Below are 22679 nucleotides of genomic sequence, written 5' to 3' on the forward strand. Positions count from 1 at the left end.
GGGGTTATCTTTTTTATTACTTCTTTTTCCGTGATAAAGTGTTATCTTTGTCCCCAAAATAACAACAAAATGAAACTACGCTCACTCTATATCCTTTCTATTGTAGGATTGCTGCTGGTAATTATTGTACAGATTAAAGGCATGGCCTACGCTTATGACAATACCAAAAGAGAGGCGGAGCGTGCACTGAACGAATGTTTCCGGCTGGCTTTTATTGAGACGGTAGATAATGAGATAAACAAGCTGCCTTTCCCTGACTATACTGTTCCTTTCTATTCTTATATCCCTAAAGACAGTGTGCAATCCTACGAAGACAGAATCTTTTTGGAATATCAACAAGCGGCTTCTTTCTTAGAAGATGTGTACCATGTAACCATTCCGTTGGACGAAATGGCAAGGCTGGTAGAGAAAAAGCTCAAGTGGAAGAACATAGACAGAACAGTCAATATACGGCCTGCATCAGACCGAAGCAAGCGTTCTGCCTATGTACGTTTCAAATCGGTTCTTTCTGATACAGCTTGGTTGAATGAGAAGAAAGAGGAAAAGATTGAAGCTGCTATATTTTCCCCTTTTATGCCGATTGTCAAGGATATACTGTTTTTATTTATGCCTACCCTCATTCTGATAGCCTTCCTGGTTTATAGTTGGGCAAAGCAGATGGATTCCATCCTTCGTCAGCAAGGCGATATTGAGAAGCAACGCTCCGTGTTCTATGTATTGGCAGAGAAGATGAGGCTTCCGATAAGCGAGGTACATAAGCAGATACCGGAGAATAAATGGGAAGATATCGAAGCGTCGGGGAAGAAACTGCTGGATATGACGGAACATACACTGGCCGGAGCCAAGGAGAATGAACGGAAGAGGCAGGCACGCAAGCAGCATTCCTTTAAGGTGTTTTCCGTAATCGGTTCGGTGGCTTGCTGTCTTTTGCTGGTGGTGTGGTTTGTCTATCTTTATCGGGCTGCTTTGCGCGAAACGGCCTATCAGGTGAACGATTGCTTTGAAGCGTCGTTCTACGACGAAGTGCTTCAGCATCGCCTTTCGCTATACTACTTGCAGGTTCAGAAGGAAGAGACTGATAATGATTCTATTAAGATTGTGGAGTCTCCCTTTGCTGTTGTAGAATCTCCCTTTGCTAAGGAGCAGAAAGAATTCCTGAAAGGGGAGCAGTCGAAGTATCTTGTTGGTAAGATGTACGTGGTACACATCTATAATTCCATCGACCAGAATTACCGTCTCCGTTCCGCTTTGATTATGCAAAGTGACATCAATGAGAGCGGATTGAGCATTCCTTTATCCATGCAATACCTCGATTCGGCTTTCTCTTCACGACTGGCGGAGAAGGGACTGAAGGCTCGCAGTGGCATTCGGCAGTATCGCTATCCTTCGGACAGTACGGTGTTGCAAGCCGGTTATTCTTCTGCAGGCCGTTCGGATATCTCTTCGCAATTTATTCCTTTGAGGAAAGACAGCACACTTTGTGTGCAAGGAATCGTGGAAAACCCTTATCGCTATGTGATACATTCCGTGTGGTATCTTTTCCTGCCCCTCTTGCTAATGTTCCTGGTGATGCTCGATTGCATCTTTGGACAGATGAAAGTACTGCGGATGCAACGCCGACTGGAGCAGTTTCAGAAAGACTTTACGTACGCCATGATACACGATATGAAGTCTCCGCTCAGTTCTATCTTGATGGGAGCACATATCTTGAGTAGCGGTAAACTGTCCGACAAGCCCGATAAAGAAGAGAAATACAAATTGACGATGGAGGAAGAGTGCGAACATCTGTTGACGCTTTCCAATCGGGTATTGGTGCTGACTCAGCTCGACGAAGGGGAATTGCAGTTGCATAAAGAAGAGGTTCCTTTGCGTCCGTTGCTGGACGATTTGATTGCCAAGATATCTCTGAAAGCCGGCAAGAAGGTAGAATTCAATACCATCTTCCATCGCTGCGAGGCGGTATATGCCGATGCCTTCTGCTTGAGGGAGGTGCTGGGAAACCTGCTTGATAATGCCATCAAATATTCCCGAGAAGAAGTGAAGATCGATATTATCTGCGAGTCGGAGAAAGGCTTCTGTAAGATAAAGGTATGTGATAATGGCTTGGGCATTCCACTGAAGGACCAGGCGCTTGTCTTCAACCGTTTTGAGCGTTCGGCAGCTGCTGCCCGCAGTGGTAAGGGGGGCGCTACGGGATTTGGTTTGGGACTGAACTATGTGCAGCAAGTGATGCTGGCACACGAGGGTAGGGTAGAGGTGGAAAGCGAAGAGGGAAGCTTCAGCGAATTTACACTCTATTTTCCTGTCAAAACAATCTGATCTTTACCATACATGGAAGTTCAGCTCTTCTGAACGGTCACTGATGAACGAGTCTTTGCTGAACGAACGCAATTTCCAAAGGATATAAATATCGTCGAAACTGATGGCACACAAAAGGGTACCGAACTTTGCAAATCCGTAGTTTCCACTTATCATGCCATACAAAAGCGGGAGACCTCCCAGTAAAAGGAACGGCAGGAAACATGCCGTGCGGTATTGCCACATCCGTATCGGTTCGTTGCAATGGCAAGTACGAATGTGGCCCCGATGTTTGATATAAGAAATAGAACGGAAACCATTGGGGGAAAAGATTCCGAAGAACAACTTGTGCAGCAATAAACTCGCCATAGCGCCTGCAAAGACAGTTAAGAAAAGGGTGACTAACGGTATATGGCTTGTCTCCGTTCCATGTAACCATTGGAATAGAATCAGCATGAGGCTTATAAACAGTATGGCGGCAATAATGCCGTACTTATTGATTTTCTTGCTCGAAAGGATGATTTCCGTTCCTTTCTTGCTTTTGGTGATTGAAATATCTGCTTTCATTGTCTTGTTGGGTATGTTAGAATACAGAGTCATGAAGACACAGAGGTTTTTGATAATTGTGGTATTTGTTATTCAAGTAAGAAAAACCTCCGTGTCTCTATGTTTAAATACTGTTGTTATTTGTTTGCCAGCAGCGCATCGCTCCAATAGATGGCATCATGCTCCATTGTCAAGTTCCAGTTGTTTTCTTTTTCGTTCCAATCATAGCCCAGATAGCGCATTGTGCCCTCATTAATCTGATAAACGGCTTTTTCTTTGATGCTGGAGTAAGCACTGTCTTTCTCGTTCCATGCGGCGTATTCTACGGTTACTTCGTTGCCATAGAAGAAGTTCAGACTGTGATGCTTTTCAAAGCGTTGTGTGTTCTCGTTCCATTTCAGCACTTCTTTCTGAGAGATGCGACCCGAGTTGTCGTAGATGTAATTGTACTTCAGGTGGTTGTGCAAGAACTTGTTGTTCTCTACTTTGAATACGGTCTGCGTCTGTACGCGTCCTTCATTCGTTTCGGTGTTGTAGGCAAATTGGTTTGCACGGTTACCGGCTACTGCGTTTACTACTGATGTCATTGCAATGATTACTGAAATTACTAAAGTCTTCATAATTGTTTATTTTTTAAGTTATACATTTTGTTTCTTGTTTTACGGGGTTTTGTTCCCTTTTGACATTGCAAAGATAGGGTGGGGCAAAAATCTTTTATGTTAGCGCTACGTTAATGTTAGGTTAATAAGCGCCTCGATGATTTGTTCAGAATATTTTTCCTTAATCGCTATAGCAATGATTCACAAAGAATTTGCTATTTTTGTAGCATGTAGTAGTAAATACGGAATATTATGATAAAGTTATTGTTGGTAGAAGACGATGCCAGCCTAAGATACATTATCCAAGGTGGCCTGGAAGATATGATAGGCGGTTATGAAGTGGTTACCGCTGCCAATGGCGAAGAAGGCTTGCAGCAGTGGAAGGAACATCATCCCGACGTGATAGTGTCCGATATCGAAATGCCCGTTATGAATGGCTACGAGATGGTGAAGCGCATTCGTGAGACGGATGGCGAGACACCTATCTTGTTCTCTTCGGCCCTGGTGTCTCCTAAGGATGTGGTGAAAGGCTATGAGATTGGTGCCAATAACTATATCAAGAAGCCGTTTATTCCCGAAGAGCTGGATGCGCATGTACATGCTTTGTTGAAGCTCTCCAAAGGCGAGAAATCGAAAGATGAAAGCCAGTGCTACAAGATTGGTAAGGCGTACATGCTGGATGCCACGCATGCCACCTTGAAGCATTCTTCGGGGGTGAACAAGACGCTGACTGTGCGCGAGGCAGGCTTGTTGCAGATGCTTTGCGAGAAACGTGGCGATGTGATCCGTCGGGAGGCTATTCTGGACAAGTTTTGGAATACTGAGGATGATTATTTTGCTTCCCGCAGCCTTGATGTGTTTGTGACGAAACTGCGGAAACTGCTTGCTGAAGATGATTCGGTCACTATCAAGACGGTGAAAGGCGTAGGGTTGATGCTGATAGAAACTTAAAGATATGAGGAGGGATGCGTATGAAACGAGAAGTGAATATCGCTTATTTCGGAGTCCGTTTAGGGTTGTTCTTGCTGTTGGCTTTGGCTTCGCAGTTGCTTTCTGCGCAGGAAGACAGTACGCGCTTTGCCCGTGACAGTGTACGGATAAAGCCGGAATTCAACGAACCTTTGTTCAATCCGTTTGAGCTCTCTCCCGAGAAACTTCTCCCTTCTCCTTCGTTACCGTCGATGCCTTCCTATTCCTTACCCGACTTCTCGCTGAAAGAGTCGCTCTATCTGCCTTATCAGACGAATCCTTCCTTGCTCTTCCGGGGCGATTATAGTACGAGTGGCGTACTGAAACAGTTCCCTCGCGGAGTGATATACGGTTCTGGCGGGCAGACAAGCGTACCGGGCATCGGGCGCTTCAACGATGCTTCGTTGATGTACCAGCATGTGCTTAACCAGCAACTGTCGTTCCAGCTTGGCGTGGATGCCATGAAGATAAATATGATTCATGCTACCGGACAGGCATTCAGTACATCGGGAGCATTACTGTATCGTCCTTCCGAGCGTGTCGCTTTCAAGGTTTTCGGCTCGTATGCCATTGGGAATACGTATGGGATGGATACTCATCGCTATGGAGTTACCATGTCGCTGGATATGTCGGAACGTTTTGGGGTAGAGGTAGGTGTGCAGCGCTACTACGACTCCATGCGGGGGCGGTGGGAGACGGTTCCTATTGTGATTCCTTATTATAACTTCGATAAGTTCAAGCTGGGACTTGATGTAGGCGGACTGTTGTATGAAATCCTTCGTGATGCTGTCTTTGACCATAGAGGAGGCGGTGGCCCGACGATTGGACCACCTCGTTTCCAGATGCCGCCATTAAAATGAGAATGCAATCTTCTTAAAGTAAGCTCTGTTTCATTGCACCAATAAGTTCAGAAAACATTGCAGCAATGATTTCAGAAGTCATTACTGCAATGATTTCAGAAATCATTGTTTTGGCTATATACGTCAAATAACCGGCTTTTCTATTTTGTCACTTCTTGGCTGCCAATATGGAAAGGAATCCTTCGCGAACTTCATTGTTAGGGAAATCGAGCAGGTAAGTTCCCATTCTTCGATTGTACTCCTTGATAGTGAGGTAGCCACTTTGGTAAATCATCGGCAAAGGTTTCTCTACATCGGCTTTATAGTCCACAAACATGGCAGGTTCGTAGTATTTTCCCACTAACTCGTTCATTTGTTCGTGACTGTGTTGCAACAAACGTACCAGATAAGTAGGTGTACCTGTAGAGAACCAGTAATCCCGAATATCCATCTTGCTGAATGCGTTGAGAAGACTGAATGGATTGTATATGTCTTTCATGGCATTCCCGAAGTGATAGCCGTCGTACTGCTGCTTCAGGCGTGCTTTCATTTCTTCTACGGTGTATTGCTCCACTTTTGCCAGTTCTGCAATCGGTTGTGCGAAGTAGTTTTCCAGTTCTTCTTGTGTGATGCCGCATAAGGACTCGTACCGTTCGTCCATGCTGATGTCATTCGGCTGGTTGAATCCGCTGAATACGCTTACTTGCGAGAACTTCGTCACTCCTGTCAGCAGTACGAATTTCAGGTATTCGTCGGCACCCTTGAAGGTGGAATAAAAAGATTTCAGGATTTCCCGGTGGTGATCTTCCAGCAGTAGTTTCTCTCCATTACTGTCGAACTTATAGGCTCCGGTGTCAAGAACATCCAAAATAGGTTTGTCATATTCATCAATCAGCACTACGGCACGTTGCCCGGTCTGCTCGTAAGCCCTACGAAGTACTCCTTTGAAACGCTCGCCCGTAGTGGTTTCCAAAGCATCTTTCCCGTATTCTACTTCCCATCTGGCAATATAGCCTTCAATGGTTGCCGCCAGCTCCCCTGATTCGGTGTAGTTGCCTCCGTTGAAGTCGATACGGAAGATGGGGTACTGCTTCCACTCCTTTTCGAGTTCGGCAATGGCCAGTCCGTCGAAAAGTTCTTTTCGTCCCTGGAAGTAGCAGGCGAGAGTGCTTATCAGCAAGCTTTTACCGAAACGACGGGGACGGCTCAGGAAATAGATCTTTCCATTCTTTACGAGGCTGTAAACCAAGTCCGTCTTATCCACATAGACAAACCCGTCTTCACGAATGTGGTCGAAACTCTGTATTCCAATGGGGTATTTCATCTTCTTGTATGGCTTTTAATGAATGACAAGGCGAAGATACTGATTTTTTGCCTTTGGTAGAATGAAATAAAGGAGAAATCGAGGCATGGAGTATTACTTATTATATCTTGTTTGTCCGCTTCTGTGCGGACAGTTGTCCGAAATTGAACATCGCTTGATTTTAAATAGTTGCTGATTATCAGTGATTTATTGTTTTGGCACGCGAATTGACTATATATAAGCGAAGGCGGTTACGAAAAGAAAGCCTCCTTAAAGTCAAGAAGTAATAACAATAAAAAAATAACGATTATGAAAGCAACAGTATTTTCAAAAGCAGTGGTAATGGTAGTAGTAGTAATGGCAAGTGTAATGAACTTCTCTGCAAGTGCAGTCAATCCTACTCAGTATGTAACCAACGATGAGATGACCGGTGAGTTAATGACCGCCAAGACCATCTTCCGTAATGAGGACGGACACTTATTCCGCCACCTCCGCTACACTTATACTTACGATAATGAAAATCGTGTAGTAAGCAAAGAAGCCTCTAAGTGGGACAGCACGAAAGCAACCTGGGTTCCTTATTTCAAACTGGATGTTGAGTATACCGATACTGAAGTTGAACTGAGCTATGCCCGTTGGAACTCCCGCAGCAATGCTTACGACAGCAAAGTAGAAAAGAGCGTTTACGCAGTGAATGATGACAATGCAGCGATGATGTTGGCAAGTACGAAATAGAGCGATAAAGAAATAGAAAAAGCCGGTTATTTGAGTTTTATGTATCTCAAATAACCGGCTTTTTTTATAACTTTGCCTATTGAGTATGAATGCTTTATTCTTTCAGTACTCTTTGTTACTTTCAAGAAACAATAAAAAATTAGCAATTATGAAACGTTTGATTATGATTTTGATGTGTGCGCTTCCACTCCTTTCTCTGGGTGCGCAAGAGAAGAAAGTGTTAGTAGCCTATTTCTCGTGTACGGGAAATACCGAATCGGTTGCCAAGGCAATTGCTACAGAAGTTAAAGGTGACCTATACCGCATTGCACCGGAGAAGGCCTATACCAATGCCGACCTTGACTGGCGGAACAAACAAAGCCGCAGCAGTGTAGAGATGGGTGATGAAGCCTCTCGTCCTCCTTTGGCAGATAAAAAAGCAGCAGTAGAGAAATATGATGTCATCTTCATCGGTTTTCCTATTTGGTGGAATACATATCCGCGAATCGTCAATACGTTCCTGGAAAGTTATAACTTCAAGGGGAAGATTGTTATACCGTTTGCCACATCGGGCAGCAGTTCTATTGCAAATAGCGAGAAAATGCTTCGCGAGCATTATGGCAATGGCGTCACATTGAAGCCGGGCAGACTATGCAATGACGGTGCGGATGCAAGCAAGAAGTGGGCAAGACAGACCCTATCGGATTAAAATAGAGTGAAAAGTATATAGGTTGCGAGCCTCTTTCCTGTATAGTCAGGTATGGAGGCTCGCTTCTCTTTGTCCGCTTCTGTGCGGACAGTTGTCCGAAAGCGAACATTGCTTGATTTTGAATAATTGCTGATTATCAGTGTTTTATTGTTTTGGCACGCGAATTGACTATATATAAGCGAAGGCGGTTACGAAAAGAAAACCTCCTTAAACCAAGAGTAATAACAATAAAAAAATAACGATTATGAAAGCAACAGTATTTTCAAAAGCAGTGGTAATGGTAGTAGTAGTAATGGCAAGTGTAATGAACTTCTCTGCAAGTGCAGTCAATCCTACCCAGTATGTAACCAACGATGAGATGACCGGTGAGTTAATGACCGCCAAGACCATCTTCCGTAATGAGGACGGACACTTATTCCGTCACCTCCGCTACACTTATACTTACGATAATGAAAACCGTGTAGTAAGCAAAGAAGCCTCTAAGTGGGACAGCACGAAAGCAACCTGGGTTCCTTATTTCAAACTGGATGTTGAGTATACCGATACTGAAGTTGAATTGAGCTATGCCCGTTGGAACTCCCGCAGCAATGCTTACGACAGCAAAGTAGAAAAGAGGGTTTACGCAATGAATGATGACAGTGCAACTTCTTTGATGCTGGCAAGTACTAAATAAGGTAATAAAGGATAATACTAAAGCCGATTATTTGAGAAATCACAACTCAAATAATCGGTTTTTCTAATTTATATCGTACATTTGCATTGCATTCCATATTTCGCATCGGTAGGGAAACCTGCCTTTTTGACGTGGCAGGCATTTTTATGCCTGCTTGCGTGCATTCTATATGGGCGGTTTCGTACCCCCATGTAGAGTGTTAATGCACCTACTGCCGATGTGTTGGTGGAATGCAATGGGACAGGCGAAACCGCTTCTTTTATTTCCATAAATCTACCTTTCCGTTCTTCCCATTGAACCTTATTCATTCACCTTTCAAATTTAATGTTTATGGAAGCTATTTCGAACAATGAGCAAGTTCGTCCGGGGGACGCAACTCAGTTTATGCACGCTGTCTTTACCTCCGAAGAGGAGATGATGAATTTCTATCTGATACTCAACCGATTTGTAAATCCTACCACCTACTTCGTGCAGCGGACTGATGTGGAGCGATTGGAAAACCTGCGTAAAACACTCGGTCTGTTTCAACGCTTTACAAGTCTTTTCAGTACCTACCAGTCTATGGGAATAAAACCGCTTGTCGAAGGTTTTGGTCTGTATATGATGCAGCAGACAGTTTCTAACAAAGAGCGCAGACTTGCTGCTGAGCATGTGGCCTATCAGACAAGGTTTCTGCTGGATATTACTAAGGACATTGATCAGGCGAAGGCGCTCTCTCATGTCCTTGCTTCACATATACAAAACGTGAAGTACTTGTTGGAGAAGTTAGAAGGAAAAGATGGTTCATTCGGGGAATGAGCAGATAAATGATAATTTAGGGATGCTTGCCCTTAAATTATCATTTTATTCTTTTGTCCGCTTCTGTGCGGACAGTTGTCCGAAAGCGAACATTGTCTTATTTTGATTAATTACTGATTATCAGTGTTTTATTGTTTTGGCACGCGAATTGACTATATATAAGCGAAGGCGGTTACGAAAAGAAAACCTCCTTAAACCAAGAGTAATAACAATAAAAAAATAACGATTATGAAAGCAACAGTATTTTCAAAAGCAGTGGTAATGGTAGCAGTAGTAATGGCAAGTGTAATGAACTTCTCTGCAAGTGCAGTCAATCCTACTCAGTATGTAACCAACGACGAGATGACTGGTGAGTTGATGACCGCCAAGACCATCTTCCGTAATGAGGACGGACACTTATTCCGTCACCTTCGCTACACTTACACTTACGACAATGAAAACCGTGTAGTAAGCAAAGAAGCCTCTAAGTGGGACAGCACGAAAGCAGCCTGGGTTCCTTATTTCAAACTGGATGTTGAGTATACCGATACCGAAGTTGAACTGAGCTATGCCCGCTGGAACTCCCGCAGCAATGCTTACGATAGCAAAGTAGAAAAGAGTGTTTACGCCGTGAATGATGACAATGCAACCTTAATGTTGGCAAGTACCAAATAGAGTAATAAAGAATAGTATTAAAGCCGGTTATTTGAGTTTCCATATCTCAAATAATCGGCTTTGTCGTTTTGGTATAATTCCTTGATGATTTATTCACATTTTGGTAAATGGCGCAACTCCTCATTTTCTTCGATGCCGGGGAGGATGATGTTCCTCGGTGTCGGAGGTAGTGTTCCCCGGTGCCGAACCCCTTGCTACCCGGTGCCGGGGAAATATCCCATTGAAAGGTTATTGTAGACGGGATGAAAGGATGATGAAACCTGATTGATTAAATATTTACGAATAGTCTTCTACCCTTCTTTGCGTATCTATGTATTCAACGTATGTCCGGAAATCTTGGATCAGGAATGTTGTTGCTTCAAGTGTTGCTTTTTATTATGTATCAATATGTTATGTGCTATCTCATTTTTACGGAACGTTTTTACATTGATTTTTAGACTACGAAACACTATTTAACTTTCTTCTCCTTAATCCTTTGATAATCAACATTCAAAATTCTGCAATATTTACAAAAATACCTCTAAAACCGCCTGTTTATGGAAAAGTGGGAAAAAAGATTGTTTTTTTGTTATATCTTTGCATCGTGATCACAAAACGAAAACTATTCTTGCTGACTGACGAGCCTGTAAGAACACAAGAGAACACGAATCTATTTTATTAATTTTAAAAACTAAAACATTATGGCAGTATTATTTCGCAAACACTATCGTTTAAGCAATTTGGCAGATAAGAATTCTGCAAAGAAGGTATATCCTACTATTACTTATAAGTACAGTAACCCGGCAAAGCTGAAAGAAGTAGCACAAGCAATCAGCGCCATGTCCGGTGTGAGTGAGGGTAATTCTTATAGCGTATTGAAAGACTTCCGTACATATCTGAAGAAAACGTTGTTGGCCGGTCGTATCGTAAACATCGACGGGCTGGGATATTTCTTTCTCGCTGCTCAAAGTAAGGGTGCCGATAAGGCAGAAGACTTCACCAGTAGTGACATTACGGCGTTGCGTATCTGTTTCCGTGCAAACAGTGACATCCGTATTGTGGCATCTGGTACCACACGCTCGGATGGACTTGTGTTGAAGGATGTAGACCGTATCAACAATACTGATGACGGCGGTTCCGGTGACGGTGGAAGTGATGGTGGTGATTCCGGCAGTGACGGTGACCAAGGTGAAAATCCATTGGGCTAAAAACAGTGTGATATATGTATAGGTTGCGAGCCTCTCTCCTGCACGATATGCAGAGGGGAAGGCTCGCTTCTGTTTCTATTCTTTTGTCCGCTTCTGTGCGGACAGTTGTCCGAAAGTGAACATCATTTGATTTTTATTATCTGTTGATTATCAGTGTTTTATTGTTTTGGCACGCGAATTGACAATATATAAGCGAAGGCGGTTACAAAAAACAGACCTCCTTAAACCAAGAGTAATAACAATAAAAAAATAACGATTATGAAAGCAACAGTATTTTCAAAAGCAGTGGTAATGATAGCAGTAGTAATGGCAAGCGTAATGAACTTCTCTGCAAGTGCAGTCAATCCTGCCAAGTATGTAACCAACGACGAGATGATCGGTGAGTTAATGACCGCCAAGACCATCTTCCGTAATGAGGACGGACACCTTTTCCGCCACCTTCGCTACACTTATACTTACGACAATGAAAACCGTGTAGTAAGCAAAGAAGCCTCTAAGTGGGACAGCACGAAAGCAGCCTGGGTTCCTTATTTCAAACTGGATGTTGAGTATACCGATACCGAAGTTGAATTGAGCTATGCCCGCTGGAATTCCCGCAGCAATGCTTATGACAGCAAAGTAGAAAAGAGTGTTTACGCAGTGAATGATGACAGTGCAACCTTGATGCTTGCAAGCACAAAATGAGGCAATAAAGAATAGTAGTAAAAACCGGTTATTTGAGGAATCACAACTCAGATAGCCGGTTTTTATTTTTATAAACTTACCTTTCCGTTCTTAACTATTTCTTATCTTGGAGAGATAAAATATTAAATTGGCGAGATTGGACAATGCTTAATCATAGGGAATTGTGTAGTTTTGCTGTAAAAGAGCATGGAATATGCATAATAGTACGGAAAATATATATAAGCAGAAAGCAAATCAAGTTCTTGATTATATCAGTGCAAACCTACATTCCCCTTTGCACTTGGATGTAATTGCCGATAGGATAAATGTATCTCAGCGCCAGTTACTTCGTATTATGAGTGCTATTCTGAATGAACCACTGTATGCTTATGTAGCACGACAACGCATTGAACGGGCGGTGCTGTATATGCAAACAGAGGAAATGAACTTGTCTAAATTGGCTGCAATGGTAGGATACGATAATCCACAATCTTTCTCAAAAGCATTCAAGAAACAGTTTGGTATATCCCCCAAAGCATATATAAATGAGTTGCAAACTCGATTAGAGGGGTATGTACAAAGCAGTGGAAACAGAAGTAGTCTGCCATCTGAAATATGCAATTTTGAGGGATTAGAATTAGTTTATATTCGTATTTTGGGTAAATATGGGGAAGAAGAACCTTATGAAACAGCATGGAGTAAATTGATATGCTTTCTGAAAGATAATCAGGCATTAACACCTGATGCACGCTTTATAGGATTGAGTTTTGATGACCCCAATGTAACGAACGATAATCTATGCCGCTTCTATGCCTGTGCATCGGTACAAAAAAAGATTATACCGACCGGAGAGTTTGGTACAATCCGGTTGCAACAAGGTAAATATGCTGTCTATACTTTAAAGGGAAGTTGCACTGGTTTACAGGATTTATATAATAATATCTGTGTAAATTTTGAATATACTATCCGTCACGGGATGGCTTTTGAGGAGTACATAAGTTATTCAAGAGAGGATAGCAAAGAAGATATAATAAAAATATACATACCAATAAAATAAGAAACTCATGGAAACAAAGTACATCACCCTGACAAAAGAAAATATAGATGCGGAACACATCTGCTGTGCATTCTCCGATAAAAAGTGTTCGGAAGGTTATGAGCTGAAAAAAGCATGGTTAAAAAAAGAGTTTGACAACGGATATGTTTTCAGACGATTGGATGCAAGGGCAAAAGTCTTCATGGAGTATGTTCCTGCCGAAAAAGCATGGATTCCGGTTGATGCGCCAGGCTACCTGATGATAAATTGCTTTTGGGTATCGGGGCAATATAAAGGCAACGGACATGCTAAAGCTTTGCTTAAAGCTGCTATGGATGATGCGGTGGCACAAGGTAAAAGCGGTTTGGCTACGGTGGTTGGTACAAAGAAGTTCCATTTTATGAGCGATACCAAATGGTTACTCAGACAAGGATTTGAGACTATTGAAACACTGCCCAATGGATTTTCGCTATTGGTTTTGAAGATCGATGCTGCTGCACAGAATCCGTCTTTTAAAGAGTGTGTGAAGAGTGGGGAATGTGAAGAGAAAGAAGGACTGGTGGTTTACTATACCAACCGTTGTCCGTTTACGGATTATTATGTGAACGGGTCTTTATGGCTATTGGCGCAAGAGAATAATATTCCCCTAAAAATAATAAAGTTGGAAACTATGGAACAAGCGCAAGCATCTCCCAGTCCTGCAACTATATTCTCCGTCTTTTATAATGGCAAATTTGTAACTACGGATATGAGTATCTGCGTAAAGTCTCGGTTTACGAAGATTTTTTTATAACTTTGCCTATTGATTATTAATATCTTAACAGAGGGAACTGAATACATGGAAAAGACAGATAAAGTAATCCGGATACAGTATTACCAATCACCGTGCGGAGAATTGATTCTCGGTTCTTTCGGGGACAAACTTTGTTTGTGCGATTGGGTGAACGAGGAGCGGAGGAAGACAATTGACGGTAGAATACAAAAGATGCTGCAAGCACGGTATGAAACCGGCATATCCGAAACGATAGCAACTGCCATCACCCAATTGGACGAATACTTTGCTCAAAAGAGGACTGCATTCGATGTTCCTTTGCTCCTCCTCGGTACAGACTTTCAAAAAGCCGTCTGGAACGAGCTGTTGAAGGTACCTTATGGAATGACGAAATCATACGCCGGACTTTCCTCACAATTGGGTAATCCGAAAGCAGTGCGTGCCGTAGCTGCCGCCAACGGAGCAAATGCGATCTCCATATTCATTCCCTGTCATCGCATCATCGGCAGCAATCAGAAGCTGACCGGATATGCCGGAGGGCTTTCAGCAAAGAAGATTCTGTTAGAATTAGAGTCTTATGACTTCAAGACAGGCACCAGCTTGTGAAGCGTCTTTCGGGTCATTATCTTGTGATTCAGAAAACTGACGATATAACCCGTTATGCAGGCGGCGATGAGCGAACCTTCGCGTACCCCTTCAATGCTTTGTGTAAATGCCAGTGAAAGCAGTACTGCCAACGTTACCAACGTTACGTCGAAATAAACTTTGAACTGCCCAAATTCCTTGTTGCAGCGGCGTGATGCGTACTTCACGAATGCCTCAGCACTCATCATTGCCACCCCTGGCTTCAGTTCGAGCACTACGCCGACAGACTGAACGATGCACCCTATAAGCAGCAATGCCATAGCAGCACCATAGCCGGAAGGATGCAAATCATTTGCCAGCATCATATTGAAATCTATGAACGCCGAAAATATAAAGGAAAACGGAACCTGAAGCAGAATCTCGACTATATCCTGTCGGCTTCTATTGCCCTGTACCAGCCAGAACTGTCCCGCTATCAGCACCATGTTAATGATAAACGTGCAAGTGCCCAGTGTAAGCGGAGTGTTGAGACTCAATACATAGTTCACGCTCGATATGGGTGTAGTGCCCAGCGTGGAGTGCACAATCAGCACAATGCCTGCCGAGAGAAAATACAGTCCTAATACAAAAACCAGATACCTCTTCAAAACATTTTTCAATTCCATCTTTAAAAACTCCTTTATCTCTTTTTACTTTCTTCTGAATCGGTTGCAAAGTTCCCACTTTTTCAAGAGAAACAGATAAGCCAATCCCGTACAGTTTTTGTCTTTTACGAAACAAATCCTAACTTTGTGGTAGAAAAGGAGAAGTATAAATGGTAAAATCTCGCATATTCGATAATACGCAACTATTGAAGGAGCATCCCGGAGTGCCCCATTACAAAGAAGATGTAGTCTGCTTTAAAAGTGACTACAAGGACAGAAGCTATCCCGCAGACGAGCAATACTTCAACCGTGAACTCTATATGATCCTCGTCCTCGAAGGCCGTTCCGAGATTCTGCTGAATGGAGAGTTTATCGCCTTGGAAGCTAATACCATGCTTATCCACGGAGCCAATTATCTGACCAGCCATCTGTTTTCGAGCCAGGATATCAGGTTCATTACCCTCTCCATTTCTGAATCTATGCAGACAACGGATTCTTACCTCACCCAAGTAATAGCCATCTTGCTTGCTACAATGCGGCAGAATAAGCAATACACCATCCATCTGACAGATGACGAAGCAGCAGTCATCCGAAAAGAACTGGAAGACCTGATGTGTTTGTTGAACTCCGGTCATAGCTTTCTTTTCCGCAGAGTACAGGCTGCATGCAATGCCTTGTTTCTGGACATTGCCGATTTCCTTTCCCGCAAAACGGTCATAAAGAAACGTATCAGTCCCAAAGACCATGTACTGCAAGAGTTCCATGCACTCGTCACCCGACACTTCAGGGAAGAGCACTTCGTAGGCTTCTATGCCGACAAATTGGCTATCAGCGAACAATACCTTTCGCGCATTGTACGCAGTGCTACGGGCAGGAGTGTAAGCACCATAATCAATGAGCTGCTTACAATGGAAGCTCAGATGCTGTTAGGTTCAAGAAAGCTTACAGTCAACGAAATAGCGGCACAACTTTGCTTCAGTGACGCTTCTGCGTTCTGCAAGTTCTTCAAGCGGAATACCGGCGAAACTCCCCTGAGCTTCCGCAAGGAATTATGGCAAAGATAACCGTTGTTTTCTTATTCCGTAATTTCAACTTGAATGCCTTCCGGTCCCGATATGCAGCTTTCGTAATATCCGTCGCCCGTGGTGCGGGGACCGCTTAGTATCTGGAATCCTTCGCTACTCAGTGTCTGCGTCAATTTGTCTACATTTTCCTTTCCGCCTGCACTGAAGGCCAGATGAGTATAACCTGCCTCATAAAGAGACTTTTCGGAAGAGTGTACCTCCGGACGGTTCATGATTTCCAGTCGGGTACCTTCACCGAAAGTAAGGAAATAGCTGCGAAGTCCCGTTCTGGGATTGTGATACATCTGGTTGGATTGTGCGCTGAAGAAGCGGACGAAGAAATCTTTTGTTGCTTCCAGGTTGTGCACATACAAGGCTGTGTGATCTATTTTAATCATTCTCTTGAGATTTATTTGTTTTTAGGATTTTTCATCAGGAAGTGATGTTTCAACCATTCGCGCACCGGTTCATCGTACAACTTGAGGCAGGCATAAGCAATGGCAATGGCAAACAAGAAGATAGCTACGGCAACGCAAATATGCGTACCGAGTGGTGCATCCTGGTGGCGTGCAGCCCAATTCATCTGTACGTATATCAGTGGGTAGTGGGTGATGTAAAGCGGATAGGAGATTGCACCCAGGAACTTGCAGATTGCTACGGATCTGTTGCCCGTTACACTGCTGCCTGCACCCATTGTTACGATGAGCGGGAACAAGAAAAGAATAGCGATGGCATTGTATGCACCATCTATCCATAGATGTTCTTCGCCTCCAATATGTGGTATCACCAAGATGGCAGCAATCAGCAGTGAGCACCACCAGAAACCGGCTTTTACCTTAATCAGTTTGCCTATGCGCGAAATCAGCAAGCCGGCAAAGAACGGATAAAGCAGGCGTGAGATACCGATGTACAGTTGGTCGGGGGAGAGGCCGAAGCCACCGATGACGGTATATTTGGCCCAGCTGCGTGCTTCCAGCAGTCCGAAGGTATCAATATTAAAAGCAATGTCGATGGTAAGCAATGCCGAGAGGGCAACGAAGATGCCTAGCATCAGTTTAGAGAAACGACGGACAAAGAGTGCATAAAGTATATTGGCTATGTACTCCCACATCAGCGACCAGCTTGCCCCATTCAGCGAGTTTATTTCCGACCATCCGCGGATGTCCATTGACGGAGGAGTAGGGAGCATCAGGCATCCCAGTAAGGCTATCAGCAGCATCTTCCACCAGGCGGTCTGCATCACTAACCCGAACATGGGGGCATCGCTGAAGTAGAACAATCCGGCTCCAATCAGCGTACCTGCTATAATCATGGGATGTAAGCGTACTAACCGGCGTTTGAAGAAACCCCAAACCGTCATCCGGTCCCAGCGGTCATCGTAAGCATATCCGATGACAAAACCGGAGAGTACGAAAAAGAAATCGACTGCCAGATAGCCGTGGTTCAATATCTGGTGGGTTGGCCCTGCAGAATAAGTTTCGAATAAGTGGAAGGCCACCACAATCATTGCAGCTACGCCACGAAGCCCGTCGAGTATTTCATAGCGTGGCTTGGATGCTAAATAAGTAGTTGTTTTCATTAAATATGTTTGTTGTTACTATTTCTATTTGGCGGACAAAGTTACCGCGTAATTAGTTAGTACATTTATCTTATTGTTTATTAGATTTGCCTTATATTTGCATTTCTTCTTCGGAAGAGAGAAAACAAACAGAATTCTTAAACGATTGTGTAATGCCTCAGTTGGAAAATCACTCTTTTACATTTGATAGCGTTCATCTTGCTCCGGGCGAGCAAATAGGTCTGCATCAACAGTCTTCTTGGGAATTGTCTTACATTATTGTAGGCTCGGGAATGAGGTTGATAGGTGATACGACAGATTCTTTTCAGAGCAGGGAAGTGGTGATGATCCCTCCCGAAATACCTCATTGCTGGTATTTCAATGATAATGTAACAGATACGCGTGGTAGGATTGCTAATATTACCGTGACGTTCTATGACGATTTTCTGGATAATTGCTCTGCTACTTTTCCTGAATTGCGGGTGTATATAGATAAACTGAAGAAGAAACGGGATGCTGTGAAGTTCGATAAAGAGAAGTCTGATGCCATTATTGCCATTCTCGAAGAGATGTGCGACCGTGATGGAGCGCATCGTATCGTCCCTATGATAAATCTCCTTCTTGTCATCGCAAGTGATAATAAGGAATATGTTATCGGCAACTACCAGAAGGTTGATAAAGAGAAGAACCGCTTGACTCAGATACATACATACGTCATCTGCAATGCAAAGCGGGATATTACGCTCGATGATATTGCCCGTCATGTGGGTATGAACCGTGTTTCTTTCTGTGTTTTCTTCAAGAAAGCTACCGGAACGACATTCATTAATTACCTCAATGAATATCGGGTAGAAACTGCTTGCCAGCTTTTAGAGCAGAAGAAGGGGATGGCTGTTTCTGAAATCTGCTATCATGTAGGCTTTAACAATGTCCCTTATTTCAACCGAGTGTTCAAGAGGTTGAAAGGTGTTTCGCCTACCGAATACAATGGTTCTTTGCTCTGATTCTTATTCTTTTGTCCGCTTCTGTGCGGACAGTTGTCCGAAATTGAACATCGCTTGGTTTTGAATAATTGCTGATTATCAGTGCTTTATTGTTTTGGCACGCGAATTGACTATATATAGTCGAAGGCGGTTACGAAAACAAAACCTCCTTAATCCAAGAAGTAATAACAATAAAAAAATAACGATTATGAAAGCAACAGTATTTTCAAAAGCAGTGGTAATGATAGCAGTAGTAATGGCAAGTGTAATGAATTTCTCTGCAAGTGCAAGCAATCCTACTCAGTATGTAACCAATGACGAAATGACGGGCGAGTTAATGACTGCCAAGACTATCTTCCGTAATGAGGACGGACATCTTTTCCGCCACCTCCGCTACACTTATACTTACGATAATGAAAACCGTGTAGCAAGTAAGGAAGCCTCCAAGTGGGACAGTGAGAAAGCAGCCTGGGTTCCTTATTTCAAACTGGATGTTGAGTATACCGATACTGAAGTTGAATTGAGCTATGCCCGCTGGAACTCCCGCAGCAATGCTTACGACAACAACGTACAAAAGAGCGTTTACGCAGTGAACGATGACAATGCAACTTTGATGTTGGCAAGTGCAAAATAAGATAATAGAATTATGATAAACAAGCCGGTTATTTGAGGCATATCTCAATAACCGGCTTTTATTGTATGTTAACGTGAGTTCGAGATAAGGTAATGCGGAACGGTATAAGACTTTATGCCTCAACTGAAAAGTCAAAATCGGCTTCTTTTGCCGGAAATGTAGGGCTTTTTACCTTCCGGACAGGGAACTTTATACTCGTAAAGTATCGTTTTTATTTCGTTAGATATATGTCTAACGAAAAGTTAACCAAAGTCAGGCGAAAAGTTAACCATGGTCTAATGAAAAGTAAACTAACGTCTAACGAAATAGAAATAGAGCTTTACGGGGTTAAAAGTAGGGAGAATGGAGGATAAAAACAGGGGGGTACGCATTTACTTATCCCGTACTCACGGTATATAGGTTTGGGTAATAAGGTTTATGTGCACGACGGGCAGCCGCTGCTTCAAAGATAAATATAACGTTAGTCCTCAAGTTTATAGAAGAGGCGAGAAAACCGTGGACCGGGAGGGCGATGTAGACGTATAGGCATAAAAAAAGGAGTACCGCTGTACTCCAACCTTTGTTAACCTTAAATCTAATACTATGAAAAACACATTGCAAAGGTACGGACTTTTGGGGAATCTCCAAATAAAACAAATAAAAAAGTGTGTTTAATAACATGTTTTAGTAAAAGTGTCGTCTTTGTTAAGGCTTGCTAAGTATTTGAATCCTCTCCGCGGCTGTTTTCTAAAAAAGGCTTATCTTTGCATGCCTTACGAAGATAGGTTGTACTTATCTTTACCTTATTAACTAACTTGATATACTAACTCTAAAAGAGATACCACCGTGAACGAAGATATTGTCCTCACCCCGATGATGAAGCAGTTCCTTGATTTGAAGGCGAAGCACCCGGATGCCGTCATGCTGTTTCGTTGCGGCGACTTCTACGAAACCTATTCTACCGATGCTGTGGTTGCAGCAGAAATCCTGGGAATCACGCTGACCAAACGCGCCAATGGTAAAGGAAAGACTGTCGAGATGGCGGGTTTTCCACATCATGCACTCGATACGTATCTGCCCAAGTTGATACGTGCAGGCAAGCGTGTAGCTATCTGCGACCAACTGGAAGATCCTAAGCTGACGAAGAAGTTGGTGAAGCGTGGTATCACGGAATTGGTTACGCCGGGTGTATCTATCAATGACAATATATTGAATTATCGGGAGAATAACTTCCTGGCTGCCGTTCACTTTGGTAAAGCTGCTTGTGGTGTGGCTTTCCTGGATATATCTACGGGAGAGTTCCTTACGGCCGAAGGTCCCTTCGACTATGTGGACAAGCTGCTGAATAACTTTGCCCCGAAAGAGGTGCTTTTCGAGCGTGGCAGACGTGGTATGTTCGAGGGGAACTTCGGAAGCAAATTCTTCACTTTCGAATTGGACGATTGGGTATTTACCGAAACTACCGCTCGCGAGAAGCTACTGAAACATTTTGAAGTGAAGAACCTGAAAGGTTTCGGCGTGGAGCATCTTAAGAACGGTATCATTGCTTCGGGTGCTATCCTGCAATATCTCATTATGACGCAGCACACGCAGATAGGGCATATCACTTCGCTGGCCCGCATTGAAGAGGATAAATATGTTCGTCTGGATAAGTTTACGGTGCGCAGCCTGGAGCTGATGGGCAGCATGAACGACGGCGGAAGCAGCTTGCTGAATGTGATAGATAAGACCATCAGTCCGATGGGTGCCCGCCTGCTGAAGCGCTGGTTGGTATTTCCGTTGAAGGATGTGCAGCCTATCAACGAACGCCTGAATGTGGTGGAGTATTTCTTCCGCCAACCCGATTTCAAGGAACTGATTGAGGAACAGTTGCACCTGATAGGTGACCTGGAACGAATTATTTCCAAAGTAGCTGTAGGTCGCGTTTCTCCGCGTGAAGTGGTAGCGCTGAAGGTTGCTCTGCAAGCCATAGAGCCCATCAAGGAGGCTTGTATGGATGCTGACAATGCGAGTCTGAACCATATCGGAGAGCAGTTGAATATCTGTCAGTCCATCCGTGACCGTATTGATAAGGAGATTGATAACGACCCGCCGTTGCTGATAAATAAGGGTGGGGTCATCAAGTCCGGAGTTAGTGCCGAACTGGATGAATTGCGGCAGATTGCTTACTCGGGCAAGGATTATCTCTTGCAGATACAACAGCGTGAAAGTGAGCTGACGGAAATCCCCAGTTTGAAGATAGGCTATAACAATGTCTTCGGTTACTATATCGAGGTGCGCAATGCGCATAAGGACAAAGTGCCGCCTGAGTGGATACGCAAGCAGACGTTGGCCAATGCCGAGCGTTACATTACGCAGGAACTGAAAGAATACGAAGAAAAGATACTTGGTGCGGAAGATAAGATATTGATACTGGAAACACAGTTGTATGCTGAGCTGGTGCAGGCTCTGAGCGAGTTTATCCCTGCCATTCAGATTAATGCCAACCAGATAGCACGCCTGGACTGCTTACTTTCCTTTGCTACCGCTGCCCGCGAGAATAACTATATCCGTCCCGTCATTGCCGACGACGATGTGTTGGAGATTCATCAGGGACGCCATCCGGTGATTGAGAAGCAGCTTCCGATAGGTGAGAAGTACATTGCCAATGATGTGATGCTGGATAGCAGTACACAACAGATTATTATCATTACAGGTCCTAATATGGCCGGTAAGTCTGCACTGCTGAGGCAGACGGCGTTGATTACGCTGTTGGCTCAAATCGGTAGCTTTGTGCCTGCCGAGAGTGCGCACATCGGTCTGGTAGACAAGATATTCACCCGTGTAGGTGCCAGCGACAATATCTCCGTAGGCGAATCTACGTTTATGGTAGAGATGAACGAGGCGGCGGATATTCTGAACAATCTGTCACCACGCAGCCTTGTGCTGTTCGATGAGTTGGGGCGTGGTACTTCCACGTACGATGGTATTTCCATTGCCTGGGCTATTGTAGAGCATATCCATGAGCATCCCCGGGCAAAGGCGCGTACACTGTTTGCTACGCACTACCATGAACTGAACGAGATGGAGAAATCTTTCAAGCGCATCAAGAACTACAATGTATCGGTGAAGGAAGTCGATAATAAGGTCATTTTCCTGCGCAAACTGGAACGAGGTGGCAGTGAGCACTCCTTCGGTATCCACGTGGCAAAGATGGCCGGTATGCCGAAAAGTATTGTGAAGCGAGCCAACGACATCCTGAAGCAATTGGAAACGGACAACCGCCAACAAGGAATTTCCAGTAAGCCAATGGCGGAAGTAGGGGAGACACGCGGCGGCATGCAACTCAGCTTCTTCCAACTCGATGACCCGGTACTGTGCCAGATACGCGATGAAATACTGAATCTGGATGTGAATAATCTTACACCGCTGGAGGCGCTGAATAAGCTAAGTGATATTAAGAGAATTGTAAAAGGGAAGTAACTACTTCCCT

The 22679-nt window shown here is 43.8% G+C and carries 22 protein-coding genes and 1 pseudogene; 17 read left to right on the forward strand and 6 right to left on the reverse strand.

Annotation, left to right across the window (positions count from 1 at the left end; genetic code table 11):
* Positions 1–69: 69 nt before the first annotated feature.
* Entirely contained in the window at positions 70–2319 is a 2250-nt protein-coding gene (locus AAE250_RS00300) for a sensor histidine kinase (RefSeq protein WP_294599573.1), read from the forward strand.
* 3 nt (positions 2320–2322) lie between these two features.
* On the opposite strand, the gene AAE250_RS00305 is transcribed toward AAE250_RS00300, so the two are convergent.
* Together AAE250_RS00305 and AAE250_RS00310 are read right to left on the reverse strand one after the other, a co-directional pair.
* The gene (locus AAE250_RS00305) at positions 2323–2865 is read right to left on the reverse strand and encodes a metalloprotease family protein (RefSeq protein WP_294599570.1); all 543 of its coding nucleotides are present in this window, start codon (positions 2863–2865) and stop codon (positions 2323–2325) included.
* 116 nt (positions 2866–2981) lie between these two features.
* Positions 2982–3464: a DUF3836 domain-containing protein gene (locus AAE250_RS00310; protein WP_294599567.1), complete on the reverse strand. Its 483-nt coding sequence runs from the start codon at positions 3462–3464 to the stop codon at positions 2982–2984.
* Positions 3465–3695: 231 nt separating this feature from the next.
* On the opposite strand from AAE250_RS00310, the gene AAE250_RS00315 reads away from it, so the two are divergent.
* Together AAE250_RS00315 and AAE250_RS00320 are read left to right on the forward strand one after the other, a co-directional pair.
* A complete protein-coding gene (locus AAE250_RS00315; RefSeq protein ID WP_294599564.1) occupies positions 3696–4394 on the forward strand; it encodes a response regulator transcription factor in 699 nt (232 codons plus the stop codon).
* Positions 4395–4408: 14 nt separating this feature from the next.
* On the forward strand, positions 4409–5272 hold the full coding sequence (locus AAE250_RS00320) for a hypothetical protein (RefSeq protein WP_294599561.1): 864 nt from the start codon (positions 4409–4411) through the stop codon (positions 5270–5272).
* A gap of 157 nt (positions 5273–5429) precedes the next feature.
* Here the strand turns inward: AAE250_RS00320 and AAE250_RS00325 are convergent.
* Positions 5430–6575, reverse strand: a pseudogene (locus AAE250_RS00325) (ATP-binding protein); the annotation flags it as partial.
* A 288-nt stretch (positions 6576–6863) separates the two neighbouring features.
* Between AAE250_RS00325 and AAE250_RS00330 the strand changes: the two are divergent.
* From AAE250_RS00330 to AAE250_RS00375, 10 genes are all read left to right on the forward strand, one after another.
* The gene (locus tag AAE250_RS00330; RefSeq protein WP_294599560.1) at positions 6864–7289 is read left to right on the forward strand and encodes a DUF3836 domain-containing protein; all 426 of its coding nucleotides are present in this window, start codon (positions 6864–6866) and stop codon (positions 7287–7289) included.
* Between the two features lie 148 nt (positions 7290–7437).
* Complete coding sequence (locus tag AAE250_RS00335; protein ID WP_294599557.1) at positions 7438–7977, forward strand: flavodoxin; 540 nt, start codon at positions 7438–7440, stop codon at positions 7975–7977.
* A gap of 244 nt (positions 7978–8221) precedes the next feature.
* A complete protein-coding gene (locus tag AAE250_RS00340; RefSeq protein WP_294599554.1) occupies positions 8222–8650 on the forward strand; it encodes a DUF3836 domain-containing protein in 429 nt (142 codons plus the stop codon).
* Positions 8651–9034: 384 nt separating this feature from the next.
* On the forward strand, positions 9035–9448 hold the full coding sequence (locus AAE250_RS00345; protein ID WP_342288615.1) for a hypothetical protein: 414 nt from the start codon (positions 9035–9037) through the stop codon (positions 9446–9448).
* A gap of 228 nt (positions 9449–9676) precedes the next feature.
* Entirely contained in the window at positions 9677–10102 is a 426-nt protein-coding gene (locus tag AAE250_RS00350; protein WP_342288616.1) for a DUF3836 domain-containing protein, read from the forward strand.
* A 680-nt stretch (positions 10103–10782) separates the two neighbouring features.
* Positions 10783–11289, forward strand: coding sequence for an HU family DNA-binding protein (locus tag AAE250_RS00355; RefSeq protein ID WP_294599546.1), 507 nt, complete (start codon positions 10783–10785; stop codon positions 11287–11289).
* Between the two features lie 258 nt (positions 11290–11547).
* The gene (locus tag AAE250_RS00360; RefSeq protein ID WP_294599542.1) at positions 11548–11973 is read left to right on the forward strand and encodes a DUF3836 domain-containing protein; all 426 of its coding nucleotides are present in this window, start codon (positions 11548–11550) and stop codon (positions 11971–11973) included.
* A gap of 193 nt (positions 11974–12166) precedes the next feature.
* Entirely contained in the window at positions 12167–13009 is an 843-nt protein-coding gene (locus AAE250_RS00365) for an AraC family transcriptional regulator (protein WP_294599540.1), read from the forward strand.
* A 7-nt stretch (positions 13010–13016) separates the two neighbouring features.
* The gene (locus tag AAE250_RS00370; protein ID WP_294599537.1) at positions 13017–13781 is read left to right on the forward strand and encodes an N-acetyltransferase; all 765 of its coding nucleotides are present in this window, start codon (positions 13017–13019) and stop codon (positions 13779–13781) included.
* A 45-nt stretch (positions 13782–13826) separates the two neighbouring features.
* Positions 13827–14366 (forward strand): methylated-DNA--[protein]-cysteine S-methyltransferase, encoded by a 540-nt coding sequence (locus AAE250_RS00375; protein WP_294599534.1) that lies wholly within the window; start codon positions 13827–13829, stop codon positions 14364–14366.
* Here AAE250_RS00375 and AAE250_RS00380 read toward each other — a convergent pair.
* A complete protein-coding gene (locus AAE250_RS00380) occupies positions 14336–15010 on the reverse strand; it encodes a YczE/YyaS/YitT family protein (RefSeq protein WP_294599531.1) in 675 nt (224 codons plus the stop codon). The two genes, AAE250_RS00375 and AAE250_RS00380, sit on opposite strands and share 31 nt — an antisense overlap.
* Positions 15011–15159: 149 nt before the next feature.
* Here AAE250_RS00380 and AAE250_RS00385 point away from each other — a divergent pair, with 149 nt between their 5' ends.
* Complete coding sequence (locus tag AAE250_RS00385) at positions 15160–16053, forward strand: AraC family transcriptional regulator (protein ID WP_294599528.1); 894 nt, start codon at positions 15160–15162, stop codon at positions 16051–16053.
* An 11-nt stretch (positions 16054–16064) separates the two neighbouring features.
* Here the strand turns inward: AAE250_RS00385 and AAE250_RS00390 are convergent, their stop codons facing one another.
* Positions 16065–16448, reverse strand: coding sequence for a VOC family protein (locus tag AAE250_RS00390; protein ID WP_294599616.1), 384 nt, complete (start codon positions 16446–16448; stop codon positions 16065–16067).
* A 14-nt stretch (positions 16449–16462) separates the two neighbouring features.
* Entirely contained in the window at positions 16463–17632 is a 1170-nt protein-coding gene (locus AAE250_RS00395) for an acyltransferase family protein (RefSeq protein WP_294599525.1), read from the reverse strand.
* Positions 17633–17784: 152 nt separating this feature from the next.
* On the opposite strand from AAE250_RS00395, the gene AAE250_RS00400 reads away from it, so the two are divergent.
* From AAE250_RS00400 to mutS, 3 genes are all read left to right on the forward strand, one after another.
* The gene (locus AAE250_RS00400; RefSeq protein WP_294599523.1) at positions 17785–18615 is read left to right on the forward strand and encodes an AraC family transcriptional regulator; all 831 of its coding nucleotides are present in this window, start codon (positions 17785–17787) and stop codon (positions 18613–18615) included.
* 187 nt (positions 18616–18802) lie between these two features.
* On the forward strand, positions 18803–19228 hold the full coding sequence (locus AAE250_RS00405; protein ID WP_294599521.1) for a DUF3836 domain-containing protein: 426 nt from the start codon (positions 18803–18805) through the stop codon (positions 19226–19228).
* An 825-nt stretch (positions 19229–20053) separates the two neighbouring features.
* Positions 20054–22669, forward strand: a complete 2616-nt coding sequence (mutS, locus tag AAE250_RS00410; RefSeq protein ID WP_294599518.1) for a DNA mismatch repair protein MutS — start codon at positions 20054–20056, stop codon at positions 22667–22669.
* The last annotated feature ends 10 nt before the right edge of the window (positions 22670–22679 follow it).

The sequence above is a fragment of the Bacteroides sp. GD17 genome (assembly GCF_038448625.1).
Taxonomy (GTDB): domain Bacteria; phylum Bacteroidota; class Bacteroidia; order Bacteroidales; family Bacteroidaceae; genus Bacteroides.